Annotated in this window: 14 protein-coding genes and 1 pseudogene; 11 read left to right on the top strand and 4 right to left on the bottom strand. The window is 53.4% G+C overall.

What is annotated here, in order from left to right; all coding sequences use genetic code 11:
• Positions 1 to 25: 25 nt before the first annotated feature.
• The 11 genes from BM321_RS22555 to BM321_RS22605 all read left to right on the top strand — a co-directional run bounded on the left by BM321_RS22555 (position 26) and on the right by BM321_RS22605 (position 23,046).
• On the top strand, positions 26 to 1,675 hold the full coding sequence (locus tag BM321_RS22555; protein ID WP_092444841.1) for a VPA1262 family N-terminal domain-containing protein: 1,650 nt from the start codon (positions 26 to 28) through the stop codon (positions 1,673 to 1,675).
• A complete protein-coding gene (locus tag BM321_RS22560; RefSeq protein ID WP_092444843.1) occupies positions 1,675 to 3,105 on the top strand; it encodes a hypothetical protein in 1,431 nt (476 codons plus the stop codon). Before BM321_RS22555 ends, BM321_RS22560 begins: the two co-directional genes overlap by 1 nt.
• Before the next feature lie 1,302 nt (positions 3,106 to 4,407).
• Complete coding sequence (locus BM321_RS22565; RefSeq protein ID WP_092444844.1) at positions 4,408 to 5,271, top strand: integrase domain-containing protein; 864 nt, start codon at positions 4,408 to 4,410, stop codon at positions 5,269 to 5,271.
• 415 nt (positions 5,272 to 5,686) lie between these two features.
• Positions 5,687 to 7,054: a MobH family relaxase gene (gene mobH / locus BM321_RS22570; RefSeq protein WP_092444846.1), complete on the top strand. Its 1,368-nt coding sequence runs from the start codon at positions 5,687 to 5,689 to the stop codon at positions 7,052 to 7,054.
• 246 nt (positions 7,055 to 7,300) lie between these two features.
• Positions 7,301 to 7,594, top strand: coding sequence for a hypothetical protein (locus tag BM321_RS22575; protein WP_092346874.1), 294 nt, complete (start codon positions 7,301 to 7,303; stop codon positions 7,592 to 7,594).
• Positions 7,595 to 8,101: 507 nt separating this feature from the next.
• Complete coding sequence (locus BM321_RS31055; protein ID WP_256573472.1) at positions 8,102 to 8,233, top strand: hypothetical protein; 132 nt, start codon at positions 8,102 to 8,104, stop codon at positions 8,231 to 8,233.
• A 228-nt stretch (positions 8,234 to 8,461) separates the two neighbouring features.
• Positions 8,462 to 10,987, top strand: coding sequence for a hypothetical protein (locus BM321_RS22580; protein ID WP_092444848.1), 2,526 nt, complete (start codon positions 8,462 to 8,464; stop codon positions 10,985 to 10,987).
• Between the two features lie 15 nt (positions 10,988 to 11,002).
• Positions 11,003 to 12,049 carry a ComEC/Rec2 family competence protein gene (locus tag BM321_RS22585; protein WP_092444850.1) on the top strand — a complete coding sequence of 349 codons (1,047 nt, stop codon included), beginning with the start codon at positions 11,003 to 11,005 and terminating at the stop codon, positions 12,047 to 12,049.
• A gap of 802 nt (positions 12,050 to 12,851) precedes the next feature.
• A complete protein-coding gene (locus BM321_RS22590) occupies positions 12,852 to 13,793 on the top strand; it encodes a hypothetical protein (protein ID WP_092444852.1) in 942 nt (313 codons plus the stop codon).
• Positions 13,794 to 14,554: 761 nt separating this feature from the next.
• Positions 14,555 to 19,147 carry an NACHT domain-containing protein gene (locus BM321_RS22600; protein ID WP_139230529.1) on the top strand — a complete coding sequence of 1,531 codons (4,593 nt, stop codon included), beginning with the start codon at positions 14,555 to 14,557 and terminating at the stop codon, positions 19,145 to 19,147.
• A 596-nt stretch (positions 19,148 to 19,743) separates the two neighbouring features.
• Positions 19,744 to 23,046 (top strand): NERD domain-containing protein, encoded by a 3,303-nt coding sequence (locus tag BM321_RS22605; protein WP_092444858.1) that lies wholly within the window; start codon positions 19,744 to 19,746, stop codon positions 23,044 to 23,046.
• Positions 23,047 to 23,502: 456 nt separating this feature from the next.
• Here the strand turns inward: BM321_RS22605 and BM321_RS22610 are convergent, their stop codons facing one another.
• From BM321_RS22610 to BM321_RS22625, 4 genes and pseudogenes are all read right to left on the bottom strand, one after another.
• Positions 23,503 to 24,015 carry a lysis system i-spanin subunit Rz gene (locus tag BM321_RS22610; RefSeq protein ID WP_092444860.1) on the bottom strand — a complete coding sequence of 171 codons (513 nt, stop codon included), beginning with the start codon at positions 24,013 to 24,015 and terminating at the stop codon, positions 23,503 to 23,505.
• Positions 24,012 to 24,437 (bottom strand): cell wall hydrolase, encoded by a 426-nt coding sequence (locus BM321_RS22615; protein WP_092444862.1) that lies wholly within the window; start codon positions 24,435 to 24,437, stop codon positions 24,012 to 24,014. Before BM321_RS22615 ends, BM321_RS22610 begins: the two co-directional genes overlap by 4 nt.
• Before the next feature lie 57 nt (positions 24,438 to 24,494).
• On the bottom strand, positions 24,495 to 25,568 hold the full coding sequence (locus tag BM321_RS22620; RefSeq protein ID WP_092444864.1) for an acyltransferase family protein: 1,074 nt from the start codon (positions 25,566 to 25,568) through the stop codon (positions 24,495 to 24,497).
• A gap of 256 nt (positions 25,569 to 25,824) precedes the next feature.
• Positions 25,825 to 26,149 (bottom strand): annotated as a pseudogene (locus tag BM321_RS22625) (transposase); the annotation flags it as partial.

Raw genomic sequence — 26,149 nt, forward strand, 5'->3', positions numbered from 1 at the left:
TAGATCAAACAGTGAGTTCTTTTCGATGACCAACCTAGATCCATCCCTAAACGCGACTACTGTGCATATTTCAGCCCAACAAGAGGTTGACATAATCGATTTGCGAACCCTATCCCAGCCTGGAGTAATTGGGTTTTTTACACATTTTGAGGTAACAGAAATCGTGGCGTTCATAGGGAGCGAGCCTCCGATTAATGTGCTTACAGTACTTGTGGCAGAGGAGCGTGAGGAATGTGATACGGGTGGATTGCAATGGCTGGGAGGACGCATCAGCGTATCTGGGCTGAAAAATATGAAGTTTGGCATCTGCAGATACCAACGAACTGTGGCTGATGTGCTTAGCGCTGTTGATCAGCTCAAGACGGCTGGAGATTGGCAGTTAAGTGGCCATCCCCTTCGATTGGGCTCCACAAAATTGATGGCACCTCAGTTTGTTCCGGCGGACAGTAACCAAGTTGTCACTCTTAATAAGATACTGAAGAATAATTTTTGGGATGGCGGGTATGTGGTGGAGTTTTTTGACGACACAAAGACTGAACTCAAACCATTGCTTGATACGCCGGAGTTCCTGTTGAAACTCTCTGAGAAGGTTTCCAAGCACATCCCAATTAAAATTGCGGAGGCCGCAGATCGGCTTGGAAACCTAGTTTTTCAACTACCTATCGATTTGATCCGCACACTTACAACTGTTGAGAGGGGAACTGAAACACTCTCTGTAGAGCTAGCGTGGCATCCCAGCGCTACTCCCCGGCCATTGACGTTGAATTGCATTACCGAGTTCGACAAGATCGTAAGTGGATTCAACGTAATTTCACTTGCAGAAGGTGTTAATAAAGTATCCATGCCAACATTGGTTGACGAACACAGACTCACTATTTGGGATTCGATCACTGGTGTGATATTGGGGGCGACACGTCCTTCGTCTTTCATCCAACGAATTTCCTTAGGAATGTCTATATCGGCTAAAGACCGGATTTTTAATATGCCTGATGGAAAACAGGAGCGAGTTGGTCTTAGAGCAGCTCAATCTAGCAATGTAATTGGAGATGCACCCAAACCTCATAGGGAATGGGTTTTAAAGCGGATTCATGATGAGGAGGCCGATAGCTTGGCTGCCCAGAGGCGCTTCAAGCAATACCTACCTGTTTTGGGGAACGGTAACGCCGAGCACCTGAGAGCAATTAGTGATCTGCGTTTTCTCATCAGTACGTATGGCGAAGGGGGTGTTTGGCTCTGGGATCCATATTTGAGTGCCTCTGACATTTTAAAAACTCTCTTCTATTGTCCGTATGAAGGTGTGCAGATGCGAGCCATGGGTAATGCGCAGAGTGGAAGGGGGTTAACAGGCGAAAAGAGTGTTCAGGTATGGATTGATAACCAACGCACGGCCTTTGCCGGGTGTCAAAGCGATTACAACGGACTCGATCTTGAGTTTCGTGCAAGGCATGGCGATGCCGGCTGGGACTTTCATGACCGTTTTCTAATTTTTCCTGGCACTCGTGAAGGAGTTCTGGTTTGGTCTTTGGGCATTTCTGTTAATCAGTTTGGAAAGTCGCACCACATCCTCCAGAGAGTTGACAACGGCCGGATGATCGCGGAGGCGTTTAGCAGTTTGTGGGCTAAGCTTGAAACGGCTGATCACCTTGTATGGAAGTGGCCAGAGGAAACTCATTAATGCTGAAAATTTTGATTGAGACTGCCATGCAAGTAAAAGACGCTAAGGAACCCACTCGCTTGCTGGAGTTGGCAAACACTGTCTCCAATGCCCTCGAGGCGCTTAACGATGAAAGTTGCAAGAACGAGTGGATGAGAATCTTGGAGAGAGATTTTGGGTTTTCACCTCCACGTGACCGTGGAAATTTAAATACCTGGGCACCGTTGCTTGCCTGGGCTCTAAAGGTTATTGAGACATGGAGTGTTGCGGATGACCCGAACGAGATACGTCTGGCTGCAGCTTTCTTGGTGATATCTGCGTGCAATGTTGAGGGGAAAATATGGGATAGCCTCCCTGATGCAATGAAATGTTCTTCTGACGTTATCGGGCTGATGGGACGTCTGCTATCTCGCAGTTCCGTCAACATCAACGCTTTATCGAACAGTGATCGATGGGAGAGAGAGCAGATAATAGCGCTACAAACAGCAGAGGCTGACAGCGACTGGGTAAAAATTGATCATATCTATCCTCAATTTCAAAGTACTCTGTGGCTTAGCCTACCGATCTATCATGCCGCAAACTGTTTAGCCCGGTTTGACTTCCCTGAACTTGTGCTTGCGGTTGGTCGTATAAAAGGGTTTTTAACGATGCACGCTGTAATGGATGCACTTGCGAGGGAGCAAAAGCTGCTGCTTGGCCGGCAACTAAGCAACAAAGCTGGACGTTTCGCATCAGTGTATTGCTCGATGTCGAGGATGAAGGCTACTACGTGTTTGAGCGATCTAGAGCAGGAAGCAGTAACCGAATTAATGTCATCAACTGCAAGTGACTTGAAAGAGTGGGAAAAATGGATGGCTGTATTCAACACTTATCCATTGAGATACCCAGCTCTTCAGCGTCCTCTTGGTAAGGCACTGGCCTCACTCCCAGACGAAGCCATAAGCATATATATTTCGTCGATCAGTCTTTATCCGCTCCATCCCCCATATAATGGCTCGCGCGGTTTCGTGGCTGATTGTTTGACAACATTTGCTGAGGAGGCCGATGAGAGAGTAAGGAAAGCTTTGTGGACAAAGGCGTTCGATCGCTGGGCACAGTGGAGTTTCAATAGTGTTGATCAGAGCAAATACCTATTTCAGGTATCAGGGTCGGAACTTGATTTTGCGGTGGTGGGTTATTACGTTGAATGCGTAAATGAATCAGAGCGGCAAAGAGTCATAGATGAGTGCTTGAGCCGAGTTGAACAGGTAGGCTTAATATGGTTTGAGTCTGTGTCCGCGTATGATACTGCCGTTTTCAAAGCGTTATCCGAGTTACAGCTGTGTTGCCGCGCACAGGAGGCGGGGATGTCAAAGGTCGATTGGTTGAAAAGTAGCATTTTTATGCCTGCATGGAAGGAGGGGCAACGGTACCGCTACATTAGAGCTAGTCTGATAGACACAGTGGGCTAAAGAGCTTGTCGTAATAGCTCACGATTTTCTTCGATCGTCCGTGCCTTGAACGAAATTTTGCCAGCTAAGGGAAGGCTCTGGCCCTTTTGTTTTTATTAGCAAGGACGATTAGAGAAATGCAAAAGCTGCAATGTAGATCCTTTTTTATATTTGCTCTTATTCCCCTGAAGTTCAAGAGATTTTGTATGTCGGAGCTCGCAGCATTTCGCCAACTCAAAAAACTAGCCGAACAGATCCACGCTATCGATGCGTTGAAAGGTGATGCTGACCTAAGGAAAGAAATCGAATTTAAGACGGAGCTGTGTACTTTGCCCGCCGAGTACGATTATAGACTGCCAATTGGTAACACACCGTCTGCTTTTGGCCGATTTCTGCCTGTTGCAAAGGGCAGCCTCTGGCCGCGAGCCACCGTCGTCGAAGGGCCGCTATGGGTTCCAACTACCACGTTGTCACCGCTAGTTATCATCCGCCCCAGACCTTCGACAGAAAGCTCTCGGTCAACCTGAGTCGTCGACTTGCTCGTACGATTCACGGCACTGATCGGCAAGGCAACTCCGTGCTCCGCTTTTCCACAAGCTACCTGTGCAGGCGTGGCATGGGGACCATGCCGCCCCTGCGCAGGGAGCCGACAAGGCCGAAGGCCGCGTCAGTACCACAGGCAATAGGAAATATGCCCCTGCAGCAGAGCCTGTCTCTGCCCGAAGGCGCGCAAGCCATCAGCCGGGCCGTCACTGCAAACCGCAGTGACGGCCCAGCCGACGCCCCAACATCACGGGCAAACCCTCAACCCTAAAGAGTGAGGCATACATGATGATGCCCCCATACACTGACCCAGCAAAAACCTAAGACGACAGGTTCGAGAGTCGTCATCCCAACAGCGCGAAACTCCTGCAAGCGCTGATCCATCAGGATGGAGTTAGCCAGGTATGCAAGGTTCCAAAAGCATACCGACCCATACCCGTGGGCGGAGCCGCCTTTGTCTATCGGATTTATTCCGTGATATGCCGCTACTGCACCGTCCTAGGCAGCGGTCCTTTGCGCAATGCCGACTGCTTCCACTTAACAATCCCATCCATTTCCTTGGAGTACTCATCAACACTAAAAACCAGCTCATCCCGCTCCATCTCCGTCCGATCTTCCAGCAGGAAGCAAGACGGACGTCTCAGTCGAGACACTGGTGTTTCCTGAACACCATGCCCCTGCCCTTCGGGGATCTCGCCTAGCGAGTTGGCACCAACACTTACCAATGATTTTCAGGACAGAACAACAACACAAGTCAAAGCCTGTGAGCTTGGATCGTATATGGACGATTTGACCTACACCCTGCGGCAACTTTGCCGACGCAATCGCGATGGCAGTCACAATACCCAGGCCGACCGTATCCGCTCACTGGGGCTGATCGCCCGCCAACTGCGCGAGTCTGGTTTCCGCCAGATGAAAGCCCCCTCGCTCAAGGGCAAACACGTAGTGGCACTGTTGGATCGCTGGCAAGGCGAAGGTCTGTCACCTGGCACCATCAAAAATCGGCTTGCGCACCTTCGATGGTGGGCTGAAAAAATCGGTAAGGCTGGCATTCTCCCTGCGGACAACGCGCAACTGGGTGTGGCCGACCGGCGTTTTGTCACCAACGTCAGCAAAGCTCAGGAACTGGGAACGGACCTTGGCAAGATCACCGATGCCCATGTACACATGAGCCTCCAGCTTCAGTCGGCGTTTGGACTACGCCGTGAGGAAGCGATCAAATTTCAACCCAAGTATGCGGATCAAGGAGATCACATTCTCCTCAAGGGCTCGTGGACGAAGGGTGGGCGTGATCGCTCTGTGCCGATCACTACTTCGCTACAGCGCGAGGTGCTGAACTCGGCACATCAGCTAGCGGGAGCCGGCTCATTAATCCCGGCTCAGAAAACGTATATCCAGCAGAGAAACACCTACGATGGTCAGTGCAAGGCAGCAGGCCTGAGCCACATGCATGGCCTACGTCATCATTATGCACAAAGCCGTTACTTCGCTTTGACAGGGTGGAAGGCACCGGCGGCAGGGGGAATCTTTTCCAGGGAATTGACCCCAGTGCAGCGTTCTCAAGACCGTATTGCTCGACAAATTATCAGCCGTGAACTCGGGCATGAGAGAACACAAATTACTGCGACCTACCTCGGACGATAGCTCAAGGCTTTCGACGTCAATGAGCCGTAAGAGTGCGCGCCCGCTTCGCGCCTCGTTGGCGCCTCGACTTGACCAAGCGTATTTCCAGCCAATACGGATATGCGTAGTGACGCATTTAATCTTTCTACGCTTGCCGGTTGCGTGTCCTATGGACACGAGGCATCGAATGCCTGCTCGGCGAGCATTCCCGGCTTCGGTCACCTGAACGACCCTGCAAGCTTGGATAACTGAGGGCGTCGCAGAAGCCGCCCGCTGGCCGTAGGGAATGCCAACTAATCCGGCTCGCCCGCCTCACGCTTTGCCCACTGACAAGTCTGTATCGACGCTTCGAAGCCAAGCACTCATCCATATTCATAAGTGCTGCTTCATGTCGTCGTCAAGCGAATACCTCCCTTCCCTCTCGACAGGAGCAATTATGTTCTCACTGTTCCATCGCAAGCTTCGGCGTGCACTCGACACTAGGGCTGCCGCTAGCCCAACATCACCCGCCGGCCTAACCACTCCCCAATCTGCGGAATCACTCTTGGCCGCTCCCCGCAGACAAAAGTTGCTGAGGCAGATCTGGCAGTGCACCGCCATGTCCCGCCCTCAATTCGATGAACTTTATCTCGCCCCAATTAGACGGTACGCCGAACTGGTTCAACTTTTCCCAGCATCTGAAAATCAGCACCACGCTTACTCCGGTGGGATGCTGGACCATGGCCTGGAAGTAGTTACATACGCTCTAAAAATTCGCCGATCACGATTACTGCCCCTAGGAGCTCCACCAGAAATTCAGATCATCCAAACGGAAGCGTGGAATGCCGCACTGGCATACGCCATCCTGAGTGAAAACCTTGGCAAGATTGCGATTGATCTCCACGTCGAATATTTGGATGGCTGCGCCTGGCACCCATGGCACGGACCGCTGACTCGACCTTACCGAGTTCGATACCGAAAAGACCTCGATTATCGACTGCGCGGCCCCGCATCCGGCCTGATGATCCACAAGCTATTAAGCAGCGAAATCCTGGACTGGCTTTCCGCTTTCCCTGAACTGTGGGCCTCGCTCATGGCCCGCTGGTCTGGCCATAGCGAACATACCGGCGCACTCGGCGCGATCATTATTCAAGCCGAACAAGCTTTAGTAGCCAAAGCCCCTGCACAGACCACCGCGGCAGCTGAGAGCCATAAACCAGCGACCATCGCCACACAATCAGATCCATCACTGCCAGATACACCATCAACCGACTATTTCGACTCATTAACGAATCGAATCGGCGAGCCTCCCAAGTGGCCTGAAGATTCCGACTCCGGACCTATCACCGAATCTTCCCCCTCAACAGAAGAAGCGCCTGTGCCAGAAAAGCATGCGAAGCCAAGCGGCGAACACTTCATGGAGTGGCTGATCGAAGGCGTACGCACTCACGAGATCATCATGAATGACGATCAAGCGCTGGTGCATTCCGTCGAAGACTCGCTCTTCTTGGTCACTCCCGGAATATTCCAACGTTACGCGAAAGCATTCCCTCATCCCGCCTCCATCTCGAAAAAACAGTGGCAGCCTGACTGGGAATGGGTTCAAAAGCGCTTTGGAAAAATGAAACTGCACCGCATACAAGCGAACGGTCGCTGCATCTGGACATGTGAGCTCAGCGGTGCACGCAGAACACGTTTTTTACACGGCTATCTCTTGAAAAAGCACTATGGCTTGATAAGCGACTCGTCCCTCAACAACCCGAATCTGAAGGTGGTGACGCCAGGCAGCGAGAAGCCTCACACAACATTAGGAAACACTCGTTAACCGGTTTCCTGATTGACAGCAAACGCCCTCAGCGGCATTTTTGCTATGCATCTTGCTGATTCGTTCAGCACCAGCCGCCAGGATCTTCAAGACGGCGCTGCGGTTCTCCGCAGGATCCTTCATATGACCGCATAGCTTCCGGCAGCGCGGACAGTCGACTTGATGTCGATGGAAGCATGACTTTCCCACCCACGACGGGCCTTTCCCGTCGTGGGGAAGGCCTTTTTTTTGTTTCAGGAGGCCTTAATGAAAATGGAACTGGCGATGTATCAGGCACTGCGCGCAATCGACGTACCTGAGCTCAAAGCTGAAGCCGTTATCCAAGCATTGGAATCTGACATGCTCACATTACTCGCGACGAAAAGTGATCTCGCAAGCCTCGCTGCTGAAATTGGCAAGGCGACTGCTGAGATCGCGAATACTAATCATCGGCTGACTGCAGAGATCGCTAAATCTGATCTTAAGTTATCCATTCGCATGGCTTCCATGCTCGCAGTCACGGTCGGCATCTTGATCGGGGCGATGAAAGTTTTCTTGTAATTTTCTCAGCAATTACTGAAACCTTCAAAAATCACCTGTCCTTCGACAGGTGATTTTTATGACCCTTGGCAACGGGCAAGGCAGTGTTTGCTCTGGTCAGGTTTTCCGCTGCAAGCCTTGTTCTAGGGGCATTCTCGGCCAAGTTATGCGATCGGAAGGCTCTGCATCCCACTCGCATGGATTCTTCGTAATTGCTTTTCATCTGACCACCCAATCGCATTGCCACTGACCAGTCATTTCCTTTGCGCTGACCGGCCGTTTACTGTCGATGGGTGTCAGCGGGTGTCACTCAGCGCTAGTGCATCAGCTAGGCACCGAGGGTTGCAACGGACCATAACAGTCGGACCGTCCGTGGGTAGGTAGGACACATAAGAGCGAAGGTTGAAGGAGGTTTGCTGGCATAAAGATATCAGCTACAGTTCAAATGCTCGTGATTAAGGCTGGACAGCCATCTACACGCTTATGCTTTGCCTAGGGCTGTACATACCAATTGAAGGAGATAACGCTATGGGCCTCAAACCTGGACCAAAACCAATAGCTCAATCGACCGGAAAAGAAGACCAGCGTCGTCGTGTTACCCCCGAGAACAAGCCTAAACATCCGGATTTAGACGTGCATAAGCACAAAAAGGGTGAGTGACTAATCAAAGCCCCGTCTTTCATGACGGGGCTTTTTCATGAACATGGAGCTGTGGATAGGTCAACGCCTGCATTTGCTTTGACATTTTAGAATGTGTCACAAGCAGTCGTGCATAAATATAGGTCTTGTCCAAATGGAGTAGGTTGGACTGTCTGAGGGCGCTTACCGATATACCCTGATTCCACTTGCCAATGCCAAGTAGCATAGCCGAGTAGTAGGAGCTTCGAGATGAGCAAGCAGGAGAAGGATGTCCAGTGGCTAGGCGAAGAGGATGCACACCTCGGCCCGGCAGCTCGTGCGGCATTGGGAATTCTGCTAGAGGCGAGAGATTGGTCATGGTGGCATGCCCCATCCACGACATTCGACTGTCTTGATAACGCAGTGCCTCAATACAGACCTGCTGCATGGGGCGGCGATGCCAGTCTGTTGGATGCCGATCAGTGGGTTGATCCGCTGAGGGCTCTGGCGCTAGCCCACGCTTTTGAGAAACTGAAAAGCGGGCGCCGTGTAACCATCAAAGTGTCCAGATCCGTGTGGAGTTGGCCAGGGGGAAGCGGCACTGTTCACGCCTCCGTTCTGGAACTGTCCGACTTGCTTGCCCCATTGCAGGTGATTCCAGAATGGGAGGTTAATGCGAGACCGCGTTTTCCTATGCGTCCGGCATTGTCGAGCGGTCACTGCGTGATAACCAGCCCTACTCTTGGCCGCGATGCCCACGGTATCAAAGCACTTGAGGATGTTGAGTGGCGCGACGATGGCGAGGTAGTAGACATTGCCATCGCCGGTTCCGTCGAGGCAGTTCAGCAGATCAGGGCGGCGAAGTTGATTGTTATCTACGGTCAGCCCGCCGAGGATGCGTTTGCCAATGTAAGTGTGCTGCGCCGGGATCTATATGCGCAAAGTGTCGTTCACGTGCAGTCTGATGGGGAACATGCTGCGGCTTGGTTGCAAGAAGTCGTCGGACGGTGGGTCTCTAACGGATGGCCTTTGTTGGACGCTATGCAGTTCGCTAACAAAGGTTTGGGCCTGGAGACGCTGATTCTGTCCTCTACCCAGTCATTCATTGTAGGCGCCAACTCATCCTACGCTCGCTTCAAAAACGAGACCGAATCCATCACCTATTCAGGCGATCGTATTTATCTTAGGAAATATGAAGTAACTACTACGCCTGAAGTGATTTCGCGGTCTGCGCCCCCTACCGAGCGGGTATTGACCGCCACCGTTGTCCAAGGCGCTAAGGAGTTACATGCATGGCCGACAAGCGGCCAAGTAGATATTAACGTGGGCATTGAGCCGAAAACTCCTTTGCATGCAGCCATCCCGGCATTTCCCGAAGACAGAATTGAGTGGCAGGGAGACAGTAAGCTTCTTCAAGTCCACATGTTCGAACTGGGGCAGAAGCCGGTGAGTCAGACGCTGCTGCTGTCCAGAACAGGGAATTCTTCAGTTGTAACCTTCAACCATAACGCCGACGTTAATGAGATAGATCTGCGCTTTATCATCAGCGACGGCGCACAGCTTCTTCAAACCGCCCGCCTTCAGGCGGCGCGGGGCGGGGCGATCCGCTTCTTTATTGAAACTATCGTTACCCCGCTGGACCGGGCAAAAGCAGGGTTCGACGTCGCACTGCTGGTGAATGACAGCCTCGGGAAGCAGCCAAGCGTGACCGCCATTACCGCGGATGGAAGCGCTGTGCATGTCGAGCTCAAAGAATATGATCTGACAACAGCGAGGCAGCAGTTGCTGAACGTGCTCGACGAAGCCGTCGCCAACCCGAACGCGCCGTTGGCACCTTTGATGGTCCGGTTGGCCAACCGCGGCAAGATCATAATGGATGGGTTGCGGGAAGTGATTCCCCAATGGCCGAGCAAGCTTGACAGAGTGCAGTTGGTCACTCAGAGCGATGCTTTCTTTCCCATTGAATATCTATTCGAGGGCACGTTGCCGGATTCTTCCCAGGCCCCGCTATGTGCAGAACGCGCAGGGTGCTTGAAAGCGGGCCGAGCAATTGCCGACTGTAGCATCCGCGCGTCTGGCGACGCGTTATGCCCCATGGGTTTTTTGGGCGTGTCGGCGGTAATCGAGCGCCATACCTGGCAGACAGGGCGGGCTGCGCAAGTGTGGGGGGCATCAGGCGAACAGCAACTCGAGCGGCACCGGATCAAGGATTTATCGAGCATTGCATTCGCTGCCAGCAATAGGGCGGACGATTTCGAAGACGAAGACGTGTTTCCCCACGAGGTAGTAAGAATCGCAGGCATCGAGGCGGCTTTGGGGGTCAACAGCATTACGGACTGGAAGGCCTGGAAAGCCAGCCTCGAGGATTCCACGCCCTCACCTGCGCTGTTGCTGCTACTGATCCATTTAGAAGATAACGTCCTGTTTGTGGGGGCGAACTCCGACCTCAATCAGGGCGCTATCGATCAGAGGCATATCCGCGATGCCCAGGTGGTCATTGCCATTGGTTGTTCAACCGGCTTAGGAGACGCGCGTGGCGGAAGCTTGCCGGCGATCCTTCAAAGAAACGGTGCTCGTGTGGTGATAGCGGCAATGACCACCGTGCTTGGCCGCCACGCCAACCGCGTCGCACGAGACTTGGCGACCACCTTGCGCGATGCGGCCCAGGCACCTAATTCGGCTTATGTAGGCACGATCATGAGCAACATCCGCAGAAAACTCCTAGCCGACGGGCTAGCCCTTGGCTTGGCGGTAGTGGCGTTCGGTGACGCAGATGTGGTGCTCGGCAACGCATGATCAATAGAGGCTGATATGTTTCGAGTACGGGCAGTTCAAGTTCAACAGGGTGACGCGCTGTTAGTGAGCTATGGCACGACTGAGCGTCCACGCCACCTGCTCGTCGATGGCGGTCCATCCCAATCAATCGCCACTCTGTTGTCCGTGCTTGAGCGCGAGCGGGTGGACGAAGTGCTGAAGCTCGAGGCATTGGTGGTCACTCATTATGATCTTGACCATATTCAGGGCGTAATTGAATTGCTCGAAGCGCTACCACCGTGGCTGGAAATCGAAGACGTCTGGTTCAACGGTTACCACCATCTGGGCGCCGCCGACGCCTTGGGTGCGAAGGAGGCTGACGCGCTGTCCGCCCTTATCCGCAAGCTTGGGTTGCCTTGGAACAAGTATTTTCAAAAAAGCGGGGACGACAACGTGGGTCGAGCCGTCTTGCAGGCTTCGAAGCCAGTCTTTCTGCCAGACGGGCTCGAAATTCGAGTGCTTTCGCCTGATCAGCGCGGGTTGTCTGCACTGGCCAGGGTTTGGAAAAATCCGGCCGTACCGCCCGCCGAGCCACACCAGGTACCAGGAGATGCCCTCGGCCGTGCCGACACATGGCCACCGAAGGAGTTTTCTGCCACGCGCGTCCACTCGTATACGCCGGATCGCTCAATACCAAATCAAAGCAGCATCGCCCTGCTTCTAACCTTTGATGACAAGCGTGCGTTACTCGCTGGGGACGCATTTGCAGAGGTGGTGAAGGCAGGACTTGAGCTGAATGGCCCGGGGGTAGAGGCCATCGACCTTTTGAAAGTATCTCATCACGGCAGTAAGGGAAACACTCACATGCCCCTGTTGACGCTGATGGGGTGCAAACGTTTTCTGATCAGCACCAGCGGCAAAACGCACAGCCACCCCGACCATGGGTTAATAGAACGTCTGGTTGCAGATGGCCGGAACCCAGAAATTATATTCAACTACAACACGGGGTGGTCTGGAAAATGGAAGCAACGCCCTCAAGGTTGGCCTTTCTACAGCGCTCGTTATCCGGAGTACGGCGATCGATTTGTGGATGTTCTGCTTTAGGTTGGGCCCATTGTTAAAGCGTTGATTCTTCAAGCCCAGTAGGGCGGGGCTTGGTTATACACCGCTGGATGGCCGACTCTCTGTCAGTTCTGGCATGGCTGACTGAACGGTTTGTGGGAGAGAAACCGCAGACACTCCGAACCGAAGGAATCCCCCAAATACCGATCTGCCCAGCACGGTGGAACTTCTCAGCAATAGATTCGGCTGCGGGTTGCTGCCCTACTAGATCTACTGGGGCCATGGTTCAACTTTTCGGTTGAGAATGATGATGTCCGTGAGCCTTTTGATCCGGTTTAAAGCAACATCACCCGCAGCCTGAGCACTCCCGAGCAGACAGCGCGTCTGTGGTTTTCCCACTCTGATCCATGATCCAGTGCTGGCGCGGCTGATCGTGGCATTGCATTATTCAGTACTGTGGAAGTGTCTTGCGCTAGCCGCTGGACTGGCAGCTTCCAGCCGCTCTCCGCGGTCGTCACCACAGCGTGTGCTGATCAAGTCGAATGAAACTGGCTGATCCGCCAACCCGACTTCGTGGATTGGTATCTGGATATCGTAGGGAGTTATCTGGGCAAGTGACCGAACCGCCGTCCACATCCACATAGCGGTGTCAGCCAGCGGCTACAGGATACCGGATACAGCGAGGAGGATCTGGCGGCGATCTGGAGCAGGAACATGTTGCCGGCGACGCAGGTCGGGACGGGTTGAAGAAGCGTGGCAGTATTGGCATTCTGCCCGGCAACGCACGGACCTGGCGGGCTGTCGGGTCATACATCCTGCTCCATTACTTGCTTGGTACCTGCCCATGGACAAAGCTGGAACCGCTTTGCTGCCCTTTGTTGGAGAGGATTCGCTGGAGACTCTCAAGAAATCCGTCTTGATGGTCGACAAGGTAGCCCTGGTGTTCCTGACGAGCATTCCTCGTGCCAAACGCGCGCGCTTTCCCTTGTCAGTTGCCTACTACAACGAAGATCAGATTAGCCGCGTCTCCACCGATCTCAACTTGCTGTTCGACCATGGTCTGCTGGATGCTCCAACGGAAGATCCGAGATCGTCAGGATTCGAGATGGAAGATTTTGACCGCAACCTGCCGGTATGGGTCATCAGAACAGCACAGAGCACGTGCTACTTCCAGCCAGGGAAAGGTTCCTTCGAAGAAACCCTGTCAGAGATGATTCGTCCCGAATTGCTTATGGACGCGACGCCTGAATTGGGAATTTCCGGAATCCGCAACTCTTTGTATAACATCCCCATCATTCTGGACAGCAGGTCCCTGCAACAACAGCAATCCAAGGCCGCGTCCCAGGACAACCAGAATCTCGTTCTAGATCTGATGCTTGCCAACGCTCCCCAACCAAGCCTCGAAACACCATGGGAAGCGATACTGGATTGGCGAAATGATGAGGAAGCGAAGATCAAATTCAGGCGTCTGAAAAACTGGATGAACAAGACCTCCGAACGCAAGGACCTGAACCCCGATCACCTGCAGGATGAGATTCGGTACCTTCTGGATGAATACCAGCAATACATGAAGATCCAGAAAGCGAAATTCTCGACCAGCACCCTGAGAACCATCGTCACTGGCGCTGCGGAGGTACTCGAGTCGTTGACCAAACTCAAGTTCAAAGCCCTCGCCGAAATGCCATTCAAAATCAGCGAGGCTCACCTGGCCGTACGTGAAGCGGAGTTGAAAGCGCCCGGCAGAGACTTGGCTTACATCGTTGACGCCCACGACAATTTTAAGTGATTCCATCCAGCCAGCCGGAAACCTTCAACCATTTCCCCGAATCTCCCCAGCAAACACCCGAAAGATACCTGTTGAAACGGCCATGGGGCCGGGTTGATGAACAAGCAGGAAGCGCTGCAACGACAATACGGGCTGGGCGACATGGCGCGCTGGTGGCTCGATCAGGATACCGCCACCCACCGGTGACCAGTGCCGTGCTAAGGAAGATATCAAGCCACCCTGTAAGGGATGCTGTGAATGGCCCAGCGTCCGCTCTTGGCCGATTCTGGTGAAGAAGTCGACGTGGCTTGGCTAGCCATACATTGAGTTGTGAAAACGCCGCTTTTGCACGCCGCTACGTCAAATCTGAGCTCTGAGTTTTCTGCGCAACAACACATGAACCTCAATCTCAGGCGCGTACGTTTCTGCCGTGGAAATCGAAGCCGACTTTTTCAACAGAATCGGCCGACAGCTGTCTTTCATGAAGGGCTGCCATGGGTCGATGGCGGTGAGGCTCGAGCCTCTGTTTTCGACCCAATCCCACCTTTCCACTGAAGGCTGCTGCCGACGCATGCCTACAGGTAACAATGTGTAGTGAACGGCCGATGCGGAAACATTCGTTGTGCTTAGAGCTGCAGGACAGAAAAACTGTCGCTCAGCAGTCTATACCGTTATCGTCTCCAACTTAGTTCAGAGGCCAAATCAAAGCGCTCACCTGACAACGCTGCGAAGCCTGAAAACCACTGCCACTGTCCGCACAACTTTAGGTAGCGTCATCCAGAATGAATTCAGCAGACAAGATGCACGCAAAGGCGCTGCAGGACTCCCTTCTAGCCCTTGACCCCGCAGGCCCAGATGGGTTTGAGGGTTTTCTCGGCGTCGTCCTGGGGGAGATCACAGGTCAATCCTTCCGCCTCGCAAAGTCAGGTACACAGCGAGGGCGAGATGGTGACTCCGCGTTCGATGGCGGTGCCACCTATTTCGAGGGAAAACGCTACAAAGACGGCCTCTCGAAAAACGACATTACGATAAAGCTATTTGACGTTGCGAACGACGACGCTAGCTTGGTGGATCTCTGGATACTCGGAGCCACCTGTGAGGTTGCATCCCAAACCATCGATGATGGGCGGGCATTTGCCGCCAAACACGGATTTGGTATCGCGGTACTTGACTGGTCTAACAACGACTTTGGATCGCTGCTTGTCGCCGCTGTAGCGGCTGGAGCGAAATCCAAAGCATTCATTGCACAAGGTCTTACCGGGCGCCCTGGAGCGGCCCTCATTAAGCTCGCCGCCAACGCAATAGACCACTTTGCAAATCATGAGGATTTTCCCTTCAGGACCAATGCACTCAGAAACGCGCTAGCCGAAGATGTTGGGTTGGGTCATGCCAAGACCCTCAACCAAGAGTGGCTGGGGCGGTTGTTTACAAGCAAGCAGCAAGCACGCATCGAGCTCGGTCAGCCCCTCTCCCCACTTGACCCCTCAGGCCCCAGGGCGCTCGATCGGCCCGAGCGTGCGTACCTTACAAACGCATTCTCCGGAGTGCCAGACAGTGAAATCTATGCAATTGTCGGCGAGGAAGGTGTCGGCAAATCGTGGCTTACGGCTCAGAGCTGGAGCCTGTCCGACTCCAAATCACTTCTCATCATGTGCCCCGCAGACGAACTGATCGACGATGAAGGAAACTTCGATGACTTCCTAATTCACAAACTGATCCATCAAATGGGCGTGAATGCCACGCCACAGGCGATCAAGCGATGGCAGCGCCGCTTCAAGGCTTGGCGCGCAAGCATCCCAACAAGCTCTGTTCGTGTAACGCTCATAGCGGATGGTCTCAACCAACCGCTCAAGTCCAACTGGGCGCGCTGGCTCGATCGCGCTGCACAACGTTTGAAGGAGCTAGGTGGCTGTCTGGTGGTCACCACCCGTACGCAGCATTGGGCGCATGTCAAAAGAATGCTGTCCTCCAGCGTAAGAACGGTCACACTCGCCGAATGGTCCATTGGGGACGTCAAGAAGATACTGGGCAGTCGCGGCATCGATTTCTCCAACACCAGGATCGAGGTCCTCGAATCTGTCCGCAACCCCAGACTCCTCGGAATCGCAATTGAGCTGATAGAGGCCAATTCCATCGAGCTTCTGGAAGAGCTTAATGCCGGGCGGCTCCTCTTTGAGCATATGCGCAGGATGCAACAGCACGGGGCGGCTCTCATCTCGGCGCCCGCCTTCGCCGACCTTTTGAAAAACCTCGCGGCGGAGGTTTTGACTAGAGTGAATGCGCACGTTGCTGACGACCTCAGGCTGTTCGATGCAGCCCAAGAAACGCAACTCGAGGCTGTGGCATCGAGCCGGTTCTTCTCATCAGTGAAAGGGAGCGCTTCCAAGTATGAAATAAAGCTCGAGGGACTCAATCTGGCACTCGCGCTATACCTCGTCGAGCAACTCGAGCGGGAATTGCGTAACCAACGCGACCCACGGGAAAAGCTGGCGATAATACTGGAACCGATCAGCGCACTGGATGAGACCGCCGAGGTTGTCTTGCTCGCCACGCAGATCGCTTGCCTTGATGAAGAAACCAGCTCCAAGGTACGTTCCGCGCTAATCGAAAAATTCGTCTCGCTGCAAAATCTTCCTAACAGACAGGTCGACGCTTTTTCCATCCTCGCAAAATCGGCTCATCTCGCCTTCCTTCAAGCCGCTGAAAACGTGTATCTGTCACAAGAGCACATCGCCAGCAAGGAGTGGCTGCGCGACGCGCTTCTCAAGCGGCGCAACGAGCCACATATTTGGCAGAGCATTCTCGAATCGACAAAGCGATGGCTATCCTTCTATTCGCTCGCGCCCGAGCGTCGAATGTACAGGCCCCCAAGTCATGACTCTGACAGGAAGGTTGACGAAGAGCGAGCCAAGGTCTTGGTCGAAATTGAGGACCGTAAGGCTGCACTGACCGAGGCCGAGCGATCATTCATGACGACGAATCTCATTGCCGCTCCGCACCCTAGGTTCGATGGCATAAGCCGCTTTGCTTTCTATCTTCTGGCAGGCATGCCGCTGGCACAGGTCGCACCCTACTTCGTCCGTTGGCGGTTCTCTTACGCACTCAATCAATCAATCTCGACACCCTACGAAGCATTTGAGCAAGTTCTTCGCTACAACCGCACTGACTGGCAGGAGACTCGAACAGCGCTCTTGAAGGAGCTGGAAACACTGCCGGAGGAACGGTCGTCCCGTGTGGGGAGGTGGACTCGCATGGGTATCTTGCACGGGACCGGAGATATCGGCGATGCGCAAGAAAGTGCACGTATACATGCTGAACTCACATGCGACCGGGAAGGATCTGAAGGCTGGTCATTAATAGAAACCTATTGCTCCGTCGATCCATGCGATCCGGGTACCGCCGAGCCCGAAAACGTTCTAGCGACAGCCCAAAACTACCGGAAAATTGATCCCGGAGATCTCGCCCAGAACCGTCAGATGGGCAAGCAGGACCATTTATTTCGCGGCGCCCGAGCCGGCGTCGCGCGCTTCGTACCCGATGATGCGATACACACGCACCGTGCGCTTGCGGACGATGTACTAAATCGGGATGCAGATGCGCGGCGCCTAGGCGTTTTGGAACTCATCCGGCACAGCGCGGCCCTTACAAAAGATCTTGCCCTACGTTTCCTTTCGGCCGGTGAATCTTGCATCACGTCTTGTGAAGACGACGAAGACGCTAGCGACGAACGCCTCACAGCACAATTTTCAAAGCTCATCGCATTCCCGCATCTCACTGCCGACGAGCAGTTTGACGCGATCGCAACCACGCGATGCGATAACATTCTGCTGGAACTGCTCTATTGCGTACGAAAAGCCGCACCGAAAAAGGTAGAGCAGGTATTGGAACGCGTTCTTCTGGGTGGCGATGAGCATGCCCAGACTGCAGTTATTGCCGCAATCCACTTTTCGAAATCGCCGCTGACACCACGCGCTGCTGCTATAGCCAAAGGCTTCGTCCGATCTCCATTCAAGAGTCTCCGGCACCAAACGCTCGCCCTCGCGGCATCAAACGGCGACAAATTATTACTGCAGGAAGTGGTAGATAGTGGGTGGTGCGCGGAAAAGCCGGCTAACCGCGACAGCAGCTTCGAGGACTGGTACGGGTCGGCAGCAATATTGGGAGCGTTGCAAGCGGGCTTGATTGAGATGGCGCCCGCGCTTGATCGAATGAGCCTTTGCCACTACGGATTTGCCGCCGAAACGCTACCTGCCGGACAAGACAGTGCGATTGCCTCGCGCATCGAAGTCGCGCTTGTGAAGGCGTTGAGATATGCAGGGAATGTCGAGTTACCGGATATCTCTACTGAGACGCCGAAAAAATCCGACCCTACTCCGACCCTGGCTTCACTAACAGAGCGGGTCCCTCGGGAGAACGACTTCTCATCCCAAATGAGCCGGCTCTCAGAAACACATGAACAGTTTAACGAACGTCAACGCCGCATGAATGAGGCCTATAAACGCTTTGTCGGTGAGCTCACGGCCTTAGAAGCAAACCTGATACTTTCCGACCTCACGTTCGAAGGCATCAAAGCCATCATTGGATCGGATGCTGATCGCGGTAAGCGCTGGCTGGATATGTTGATCGCCACCCCCGACCGCAGTCTCCGCCATCTCCATCATGTCGCGCTACAGGTCGCGATAGCGCTCAGCGACAGCAACATTTCGTCAGTACCTGACTTTGTCACTCGCGTGCTGGCATTGGACCCGACCATACGCCGCGTAACTGGGCCTGCGAAAATCTCTGTAGCGGTCGTTAGTCTCTGGAGCAACGCAATTAGCCCGGCGATGGTCGACATCTGCAAACGGCGCCTTCAAACACCACAAACCGACAGTGACATCGCGAGCGAGGTCATGGCGGCTCATCTTGGCGGCAAAGTGGCATTACTGCAGGCATACATCGATGAACTTCTCGCAATCGGCCGACCGTACGAGACAGCGCTTGCCCTCATGATCGCCGGCTTTTGCGACGAAAGCGTCCACGCTGAAGCTGTCCTTTCCCGCTTCGACGGTGCGATTGGCTTCATCGGTACAGTCCACGCTGCCGCGCGCGATGCATATTCAAGGAATATTTGGGCGAAGACCTGGTACGCAGAGATGCTGAGTGCTCAACGGCCAGAGGACTTCTGGAGAGCATCCGTTCTGTTTTTGAAGATCATCGATGGTCGTTTTGGCATCTGGTCCGAAGTTTCTGGAACACCGTCAGCCGCCTTCATGGCCTTTATGCCGACGTTAAATCAGAAGATAGCCAATAGGGCAGCCAAGATCCAAAAAGCGCGCGAGAAAGAGCTGTTTGGTGAAAAAGCTCCTTCGTCTCTCATGTTGAGTGCCGAATAGCTTGAGCCGTTGACCATGGGACACGGCTCAACTCAAGCTACGCCCCATGGTCAAGGTGTAGGGCGTTTGTGCTTAAGCTGCCACTCATTCCACACATCGGCCTGTGCCTCGAACGGCTTTGGGTAAAGTGCGCTGGCGCACGGTGATCTCAGCCCTTAATACAGGGATTCTGAACGTGTGTTCGCTGGCCGCTTTCGGCCTACGCTGTGTGAAAACGTTTTATAGCAACCTTGACAGTCACCATCGGCAAAAAAATCGCGTTCCTACGTAAAGTTCATATCTGCTGACGATCCGAACACCGACAGAATTTGCGTAGCAACGCAGACTTAAAAACGGAGTATGCGTTTCTTCACAGCCTAGACCCAAAGCTGACATTGAGCCTCGGGGAATTAGGGGGACAATGAAGGCACACGCATAGTATCGTTTGGCCATGCGCGGTGCGTACCGAAGGAGTACCGAATGGTCCTAGGCGATTTTGAATCGCTATATGCAGGGAGCCCGCGTCATCGGGCGCGTATGGCGATGTTTGTTGAAAGATTAACGCTAACCTATCTTCGCAGTTTTGGGGCCGAAACAAACATTGACCTGAGGCACACATGCTTTTAAGCACTATCTCCCTCTACATCGGCGCCCCCATAGAAGAAGAATCTGAACGAGTAGTGCTTCGAACTCTCCTGGCAATACTGGAGGAGCGTGCCGTACCTGCAACGGTGCTTGCAAACCTACACATAGGTGGTCGCCAACTCGACTTTGTTATAGGTACCGATCAGCTCACCTTAGTCATTGAGGCGAAAGGGACCTCACACCCACTTCGCGGAAGTTACAATGGTGACTGGGCTGCATTGACGCGGACTGGGCGGTGGAAGCCCTATCGAAACGCCTATCTTCAGGTTCTTCAGGCTAAGAACGTATTACGTGATGCCATGCGAGCACTTGATGCCTCGTTGTCTGGGTACCCTAATGCTTGCGTGATGTTCACCCCCTCACTGCCTACCGGCTCTGATCTTCCTACAAGCAATCGCAAAGTAAGCCTCAATGATCTTCGCGAGCTCTCAGCGCTGATCGACCAGTGCTCCACGCTCCGGTGGAATCCTGACCGCTGGCATCATTTTGCTGAAGCACATGGCCTTCAGCGGATTACCCATTCAGAGAGCGCGTCCGACACGCGTTTGCTCGATGCAGAACAATCCCTGCTTCGTTATACGAGCGCGTTTGCGGCCACCTATGGGCCGATAGCCGCACGATACGTGTCGGACATCTACGATCAGGACGGACAGGCCTACGAGCTCGGTGACATTGAGGCCGCGCTCTTGCGCGAGCGGTCGGACCTACTAATTCATGGTCCTTCAGGTTGTGGAAAGACGTTGTTGTCCCTCTGCCTTGCCAACCGCCTCGTTGCTAGAGGTATTGTCCCTGTCTTAGTTGACTGCAAATCCTTCGACGGCCAGTTGGCTACATCGCTAAACCGCGAAGCAGCACTACTCGACCTACGTTCCGCTGCTGCCCTGATTGCCGCTGCTCGGCATATGTCCCGACCGATTGCAGTGTTTGTCGATGGCTACAACGAGTGTCAGGAGGCTAGTAGGGTTCAACTCACAAGGGCTCTTCGCGCTGCATCGGTCAGATACAACACGCTGATTGTGATCACATCACAGATCGATATTGAGCGACCCGACCTGCTGCAGCTTCGACATGTCAGCGTCGGGCGGCCAGGGAATGAGCTGAAGGCGAAAATTGCAAGTATCAACCTGTCCTCAGATACATCCCTAATTCCCCTCCTTGAGGCAACCACCACAGGTATCGAGGCGGACCTCGTTGGCCAGATTGGGCGCGAGATTCCGCAATCTTCGAGTAGGTTCGCGCTCTTCGACTATTTCGTGCGACGTAAGCTAGGTGACTCAGCCACCGATGGCATACACCTGCTTTGCGCAATAGCGAAGCGACTGGTGGATCGCATGACATTCAGCTTGTCGATCAGAGAGGTGGATCGGCTCTTAGCTGAACTCGACTTACCGGCCTCGACGCTGCGGCAGGCTCATAGCTCAGGCGTTCTAAACCTGCGGGGCGATCGTGTAAGCCTGTGCCACGAGATGTACCGCAGTGTCTTTGCTACGGAGGCTCTAGTTCGCCAGACAGGCTTCGATGATGGCGCGATTCTAGCCGCCCTTACAGTACCGAAATACGGTGCCTTACGTACATTTATCATTGGTGCTATTGAAGACGAGTCGCTGCTAGCGACGATCCTCAGCCGGGTATCTGACAGCAAGTTATTGGAAGCATGTTTAATTGGTGAATGTGGCAGTGCGGCGCGCCTTCTCATCACAGATGCGATAGCTGCTCTCCCGGCGCGACTCACCGAGGAGGCAACGAGGCTGAGATTTGATATCACTGCGAACCGTTTGTGGAAGGTGGCGGTCAACCCTGGCAGCCTCACAGCTTGGTCAGATCGCGACTTTGCGCTTCTTTCAGTGCTTACGGCCGGGATGGCAGAAGGACGCTTGATCAAGGAGGTACTCGGCGCGGTGAAGAGGATGGATGTCACTCTCGCCGCAGAATTCCGGAGGCTGCATCCGGAAGCAGCGGAGAAACAGATCAACATTCGCAGTGGCCTGTTCGCGGTCACGTACGTGTTCGACTCAAGGAATGTGGGCCTCACCCGTATAGCCTCGGACCTCCATAGTGGCTTTCTCAATTTACGCAGAACTAGCACTTCAACTTTGGCCGCATCACTGGAACTTGCATGGCGCGACGTCGAGTCACCCGGGCAGCTTTACTTTACTTTAGCGCTGTCACGCCAGGCATATGAGGTTCGGAACACCTTCGCCCAGTACGTGTTGCCGTATCTTCAGCAAGAGCGTTGGGAATTTCTTACCTATCATGTTCACCTTGACCTTCTCGATTATGCACACGCCCTTCGTGAAGTCCCGGACAATATCCGACAAGGGTACGTCGATGCACTCCAAGATCTCCTGCCTGATCTGCATCCATGGTTAGCCCAGACAGCCATTGAGGCACTCAGCGGGCTGGACGCTTTGCAAGAAGAGGAAGATCAGCACGTAGAGAGTGTTCGTCTACAAGTATGCGAAATTCTGTCTTCGGAGTCCGCAGAGGCTCCCGGCGCAGCGTGGGGGTTCTACAACGCTCAATTCGACCATCCCTTCAGCAGCGCCTATATAAAGGTACTTGAGGAATTGCCAGCCCAAGAACAGCTATCATTGCTGCGTCTCGCATGTGAAGGAGCTGAAGGTGACGATTTCTTTCTTAGCTCCCTTATTGATGAGCTTGCACGGCAGGGAGATCGCCTTGCTATCCCCTATATCATGCGCTGGACTCAGCTACCATCGCAGCAGTCGAAGCTACCTCAACAAGCTATTGAAACGTTCGTCGCTGCTTTCGTGGCGCTTGGCGCCCTTAAGAATGACCTACCCGCCGAAGCACTTCGATTCGGAGGGGAGCCTCGTGAGGATGCGCTTCTCGCATGTGGCGTTCTTTATCATTGGCTTCAGCGGCGGGACGTTAGCTCTGTGCTTGAGGAAAATCAGGCGGCATCAGCACTCGAAGTACTTCAGTCAAGCCCTGACGTAGCAGTAGGGGTTCTCTACACCATCTCCAGGTCTATTTCCGTTTGCGGGGGGCGCTCGGTTGAATTGGTTCGTGCATTCCCCGATCAAGCACTAGAGATATGTCGTGCGGCGCTCCAGAGTCCTAGCATCCAGCCTGGCTACTTCGATGGAGCATTCTTTACGAATCACTCCGAGACACTGAACTTTGCCATCAATGTCATAGGTAGGTATGGCTCTGTAGGTGACCTAGCACGACTCCGGTTGTTAATTGACGATTCGCAATCCGCTCTTACTGCCTTGAGCGCGATAAAATCAATCGAAGAGCGCAGAGAGTAAGGGGCTTATCGACGCAGGCATACAGTCTGACAACGCTTAATGCCCTTATTGTTGCGCCCGCGGGATACCTTGGCTCCACAGAAATGTTCAGCGTCCGTGCCTGACCGACTGCGGCCCTGACAGGCCGCTCAGGGTAGTTCACTGCCAATCAAGGTTACGAAGCGTGCTGGTCAGATCGAATGCAAACGGGCGGTCAATGGAGTGCAGTATTCCAATTGGTATTCCAACGAAAAACTGAAAACATTATTAATGATTATAAATCAATAATTTACTTAGCCAGATCAAATTACCCCGGCCCACCACTTCAAGACCCAGAGAAGCCCGCCCCGTGCGGGCTTCTCTGTATTTGGAGCATCGAATGTCGCTGAAAGTCGTTGCGGGTTCATGTGAATAAATCCATACCTCAGCGACTTTTCAGCAACGTGCCTCCGGCGTCCTGCCGACAGATCAAAATCCCTATTTATTCAACTCACGCACATACGCCTGGCAAGCCTTCAGCGCGATCAGCCCCCGGTCGCCGGCGTCTGTGATGGCGACAATTCTTTGAGCATGCGCTGGGTCAAGTTGGGCTCGACGGGCTCCATGAACCACGCCGACGGCGCCGGCGGTGGAAGGCACTGCGTTGCAACTGGCTGGATCCTCATCAAGGAGGACTGACAGCCGGACATCAGCAGTGGCAAGGCGATCGCGCAGGCGATCTTGAGTGGTTTGAGCATCGCTCAGTTCCTTGTAGTGGGTTTGTTCGCTGGCCGACAGGCGCTGCTCGAGGGCCAGGTGCTTGACCTGCTCCGCCTGGACCTGGGCCGAGGCTGCACTGCTGATCTTGTCCAGATCGGACTGGTGCAGGCCGGCCTGCTCCGCCAGCTTCATGCCGTAACGCCAGTCCTGGACCTTCCAGGTTGCACTCATGGACAGGATCAGCGCCACGGCAATGCCGGCGATCATCAGCTTCAGGGTGGCTGGATTCATGGCACGTCCTTGAAGAAGATGTGGTTGCCCAGGCGAAGTGTCTGCGTGGCCTTGGCCGCCCAGGCCGGCGGCTTCGGCATCGTGGTGGCGTAATAGTGGGTCGCACCCTTGGTGATGTCGGCCTCGGCGCCGGTGATCACCAGATCCGCCGCCCGCTGCGCCTGGGCGAACTGCTTAGGCGGGATCGGCTTGGCGCCGCTCAGGTAGGGATAGTTCGGGTCGTTCTTGTTCCAGCAACTGAACTGGTATGGCGCCTGGCACACGCCGGCATAGCCCTCGCCCCACCAGGACTTGGCCTTGCCATCCTCCACGCGGTTGCGGATGGTCCAGGCCACGGCGATCTGCCCGGCCAGACCCTCACCCCTTGCTTCAGCCCACAGCGTGCGGGCCAAGATGTCGCGGTCCTTCTCGGAAATGGTCATCACTTTTCTCCGGGCGAAAAAAAACCGCCCGTAGGCGGTTAGATTCTTGAGTTCGGTTTATTTCGTGGGGCGCACATCCATAGGAGCACTTGATCTTGAAAATGTTCTTGATACCAAAATCGGCAGTGTCAGTGTGATCCGCTGAATTGGGCGCTCCAAATACTTATGGCTGAGACCTGAAATCGCGAGTACAGCAACAATAAATATCGTAAAATTCAATGCGAAATTATCACTGGGTTTCGTCCATGAGACCAGCGGAAACAGAATAAAGCAATGAAGCAGATAAATCGAATATGAAACCTTGCCAACCCATACTAATAGTCTACTCGAGAGAAATCCCTGTAGGAAGCGACGATCTCGAAGAACGAAGTTAAACAGCAGCGTAATCTGGACAAGCATTACAATACTGCTCCATGACAAAATCACCTCACCCGTAAGCAAAACAAAAATCTTAGGAAACGTAAAAGGCAGCGATATAAGCAATAATACTGCCACTACAGATAAATAAATTGACCTATACGAGTTAACCACAACCACCTGCACCAAAAGGGCTGACGCAACACCAATAAGAAAGTAATGTACGAACGAAAAGAATTGTATATCGAACTTAAAACCTTGAAGACCAAGACCTGCCAAAGCACCCAAGACAAATAACAGCGTGACCACTGGGCGATTGAGGACACGATGCATGGCCCATATTCCAACAAAGACAACATAAAACATAACTTCTATCTGGATAGTCCAGAAAACACCCGAACCCTTATCAAGAAGTAATATCTGACGTAGATACACCGAAACTGAATTTATATCACCCATGGCCACGGCGCCCGGAAATTCAAGAAACAACAGAAGACTTGGGAGAGCAGCGACAATAACAAAAAAAGGATAGATCCTTGCAATCCTTTTTATCGTATAGGAACCAACATTACTAGCGGTGAACTGCTCGCCGATGTGTAGGTGAGTCATGAGGTAACCAGCGAGCACGAAGAACAGCATCACTCCAGTCTGGCCTCCACCCCAGCCTAGAATTCCGCCGAACAGCCCAGTCGCATTAGAATAATGGCTGACGACAACGATCAACGCAGCGATACCTCGCAACCCATCCAGCGCTGGCAAGTGTTTTTGGCTCATTCCATTGACTCATTCTCGATCGTGGAACCTCAAGCATATCACCGCATCAGTTCCTGTTCCATACGCTACCTGCCAATCATCCCGCGCAGGAGTTACTGCAGATTAACTATAATGACTTAACGCGTTATTTTAGGATTTCCGCGACATCTGGATTGTCTGCGAGAAACGCTTTCAGCTTTTCCAGCGGATCAGTTACTGGATCTAGTGGTAGCGGAGCTATGAAAGTAACAAAAAAGGGGACAGATTTATTATCTGTCTAGTCCTGAAATAGGTTTACACCTGTTTCACCCTAACGCCCGATGCACCGCATCGGGCGTTTTGTATTTCAAAGACAGGTGAGGTCGCTCGCCGTTATAGATCGATATCGACTCACTCACCATCTTCTTCGCTTGCAGCAAACCCTGCGGTCGCTGGAGCATAAGCTCTGTCTTTAGTATCCCGTTGACCCGCTCTGCCAAGGCGTTTTGGTAGCAGTCATAGCCGTCCGTCATTGAACATCGAATACCGTATTTCGCGTGCAGCGCTTGGTACATCCCCGAGCAATATTGGATACCTCTATCTGAGTGATGCACCAACGGCTG

Origin of the sequence: Pseudomonas sp. NFIX10, assembly GCF_900111955.1 — a bacterium.
GTDB lineage: Bacteria > Pseudomonadota > Gammaproteobacteria > Pseudomonadales > Pseudomonadaceae > Aquipseudomonas > Aquipseudomonas fluorescens_AA.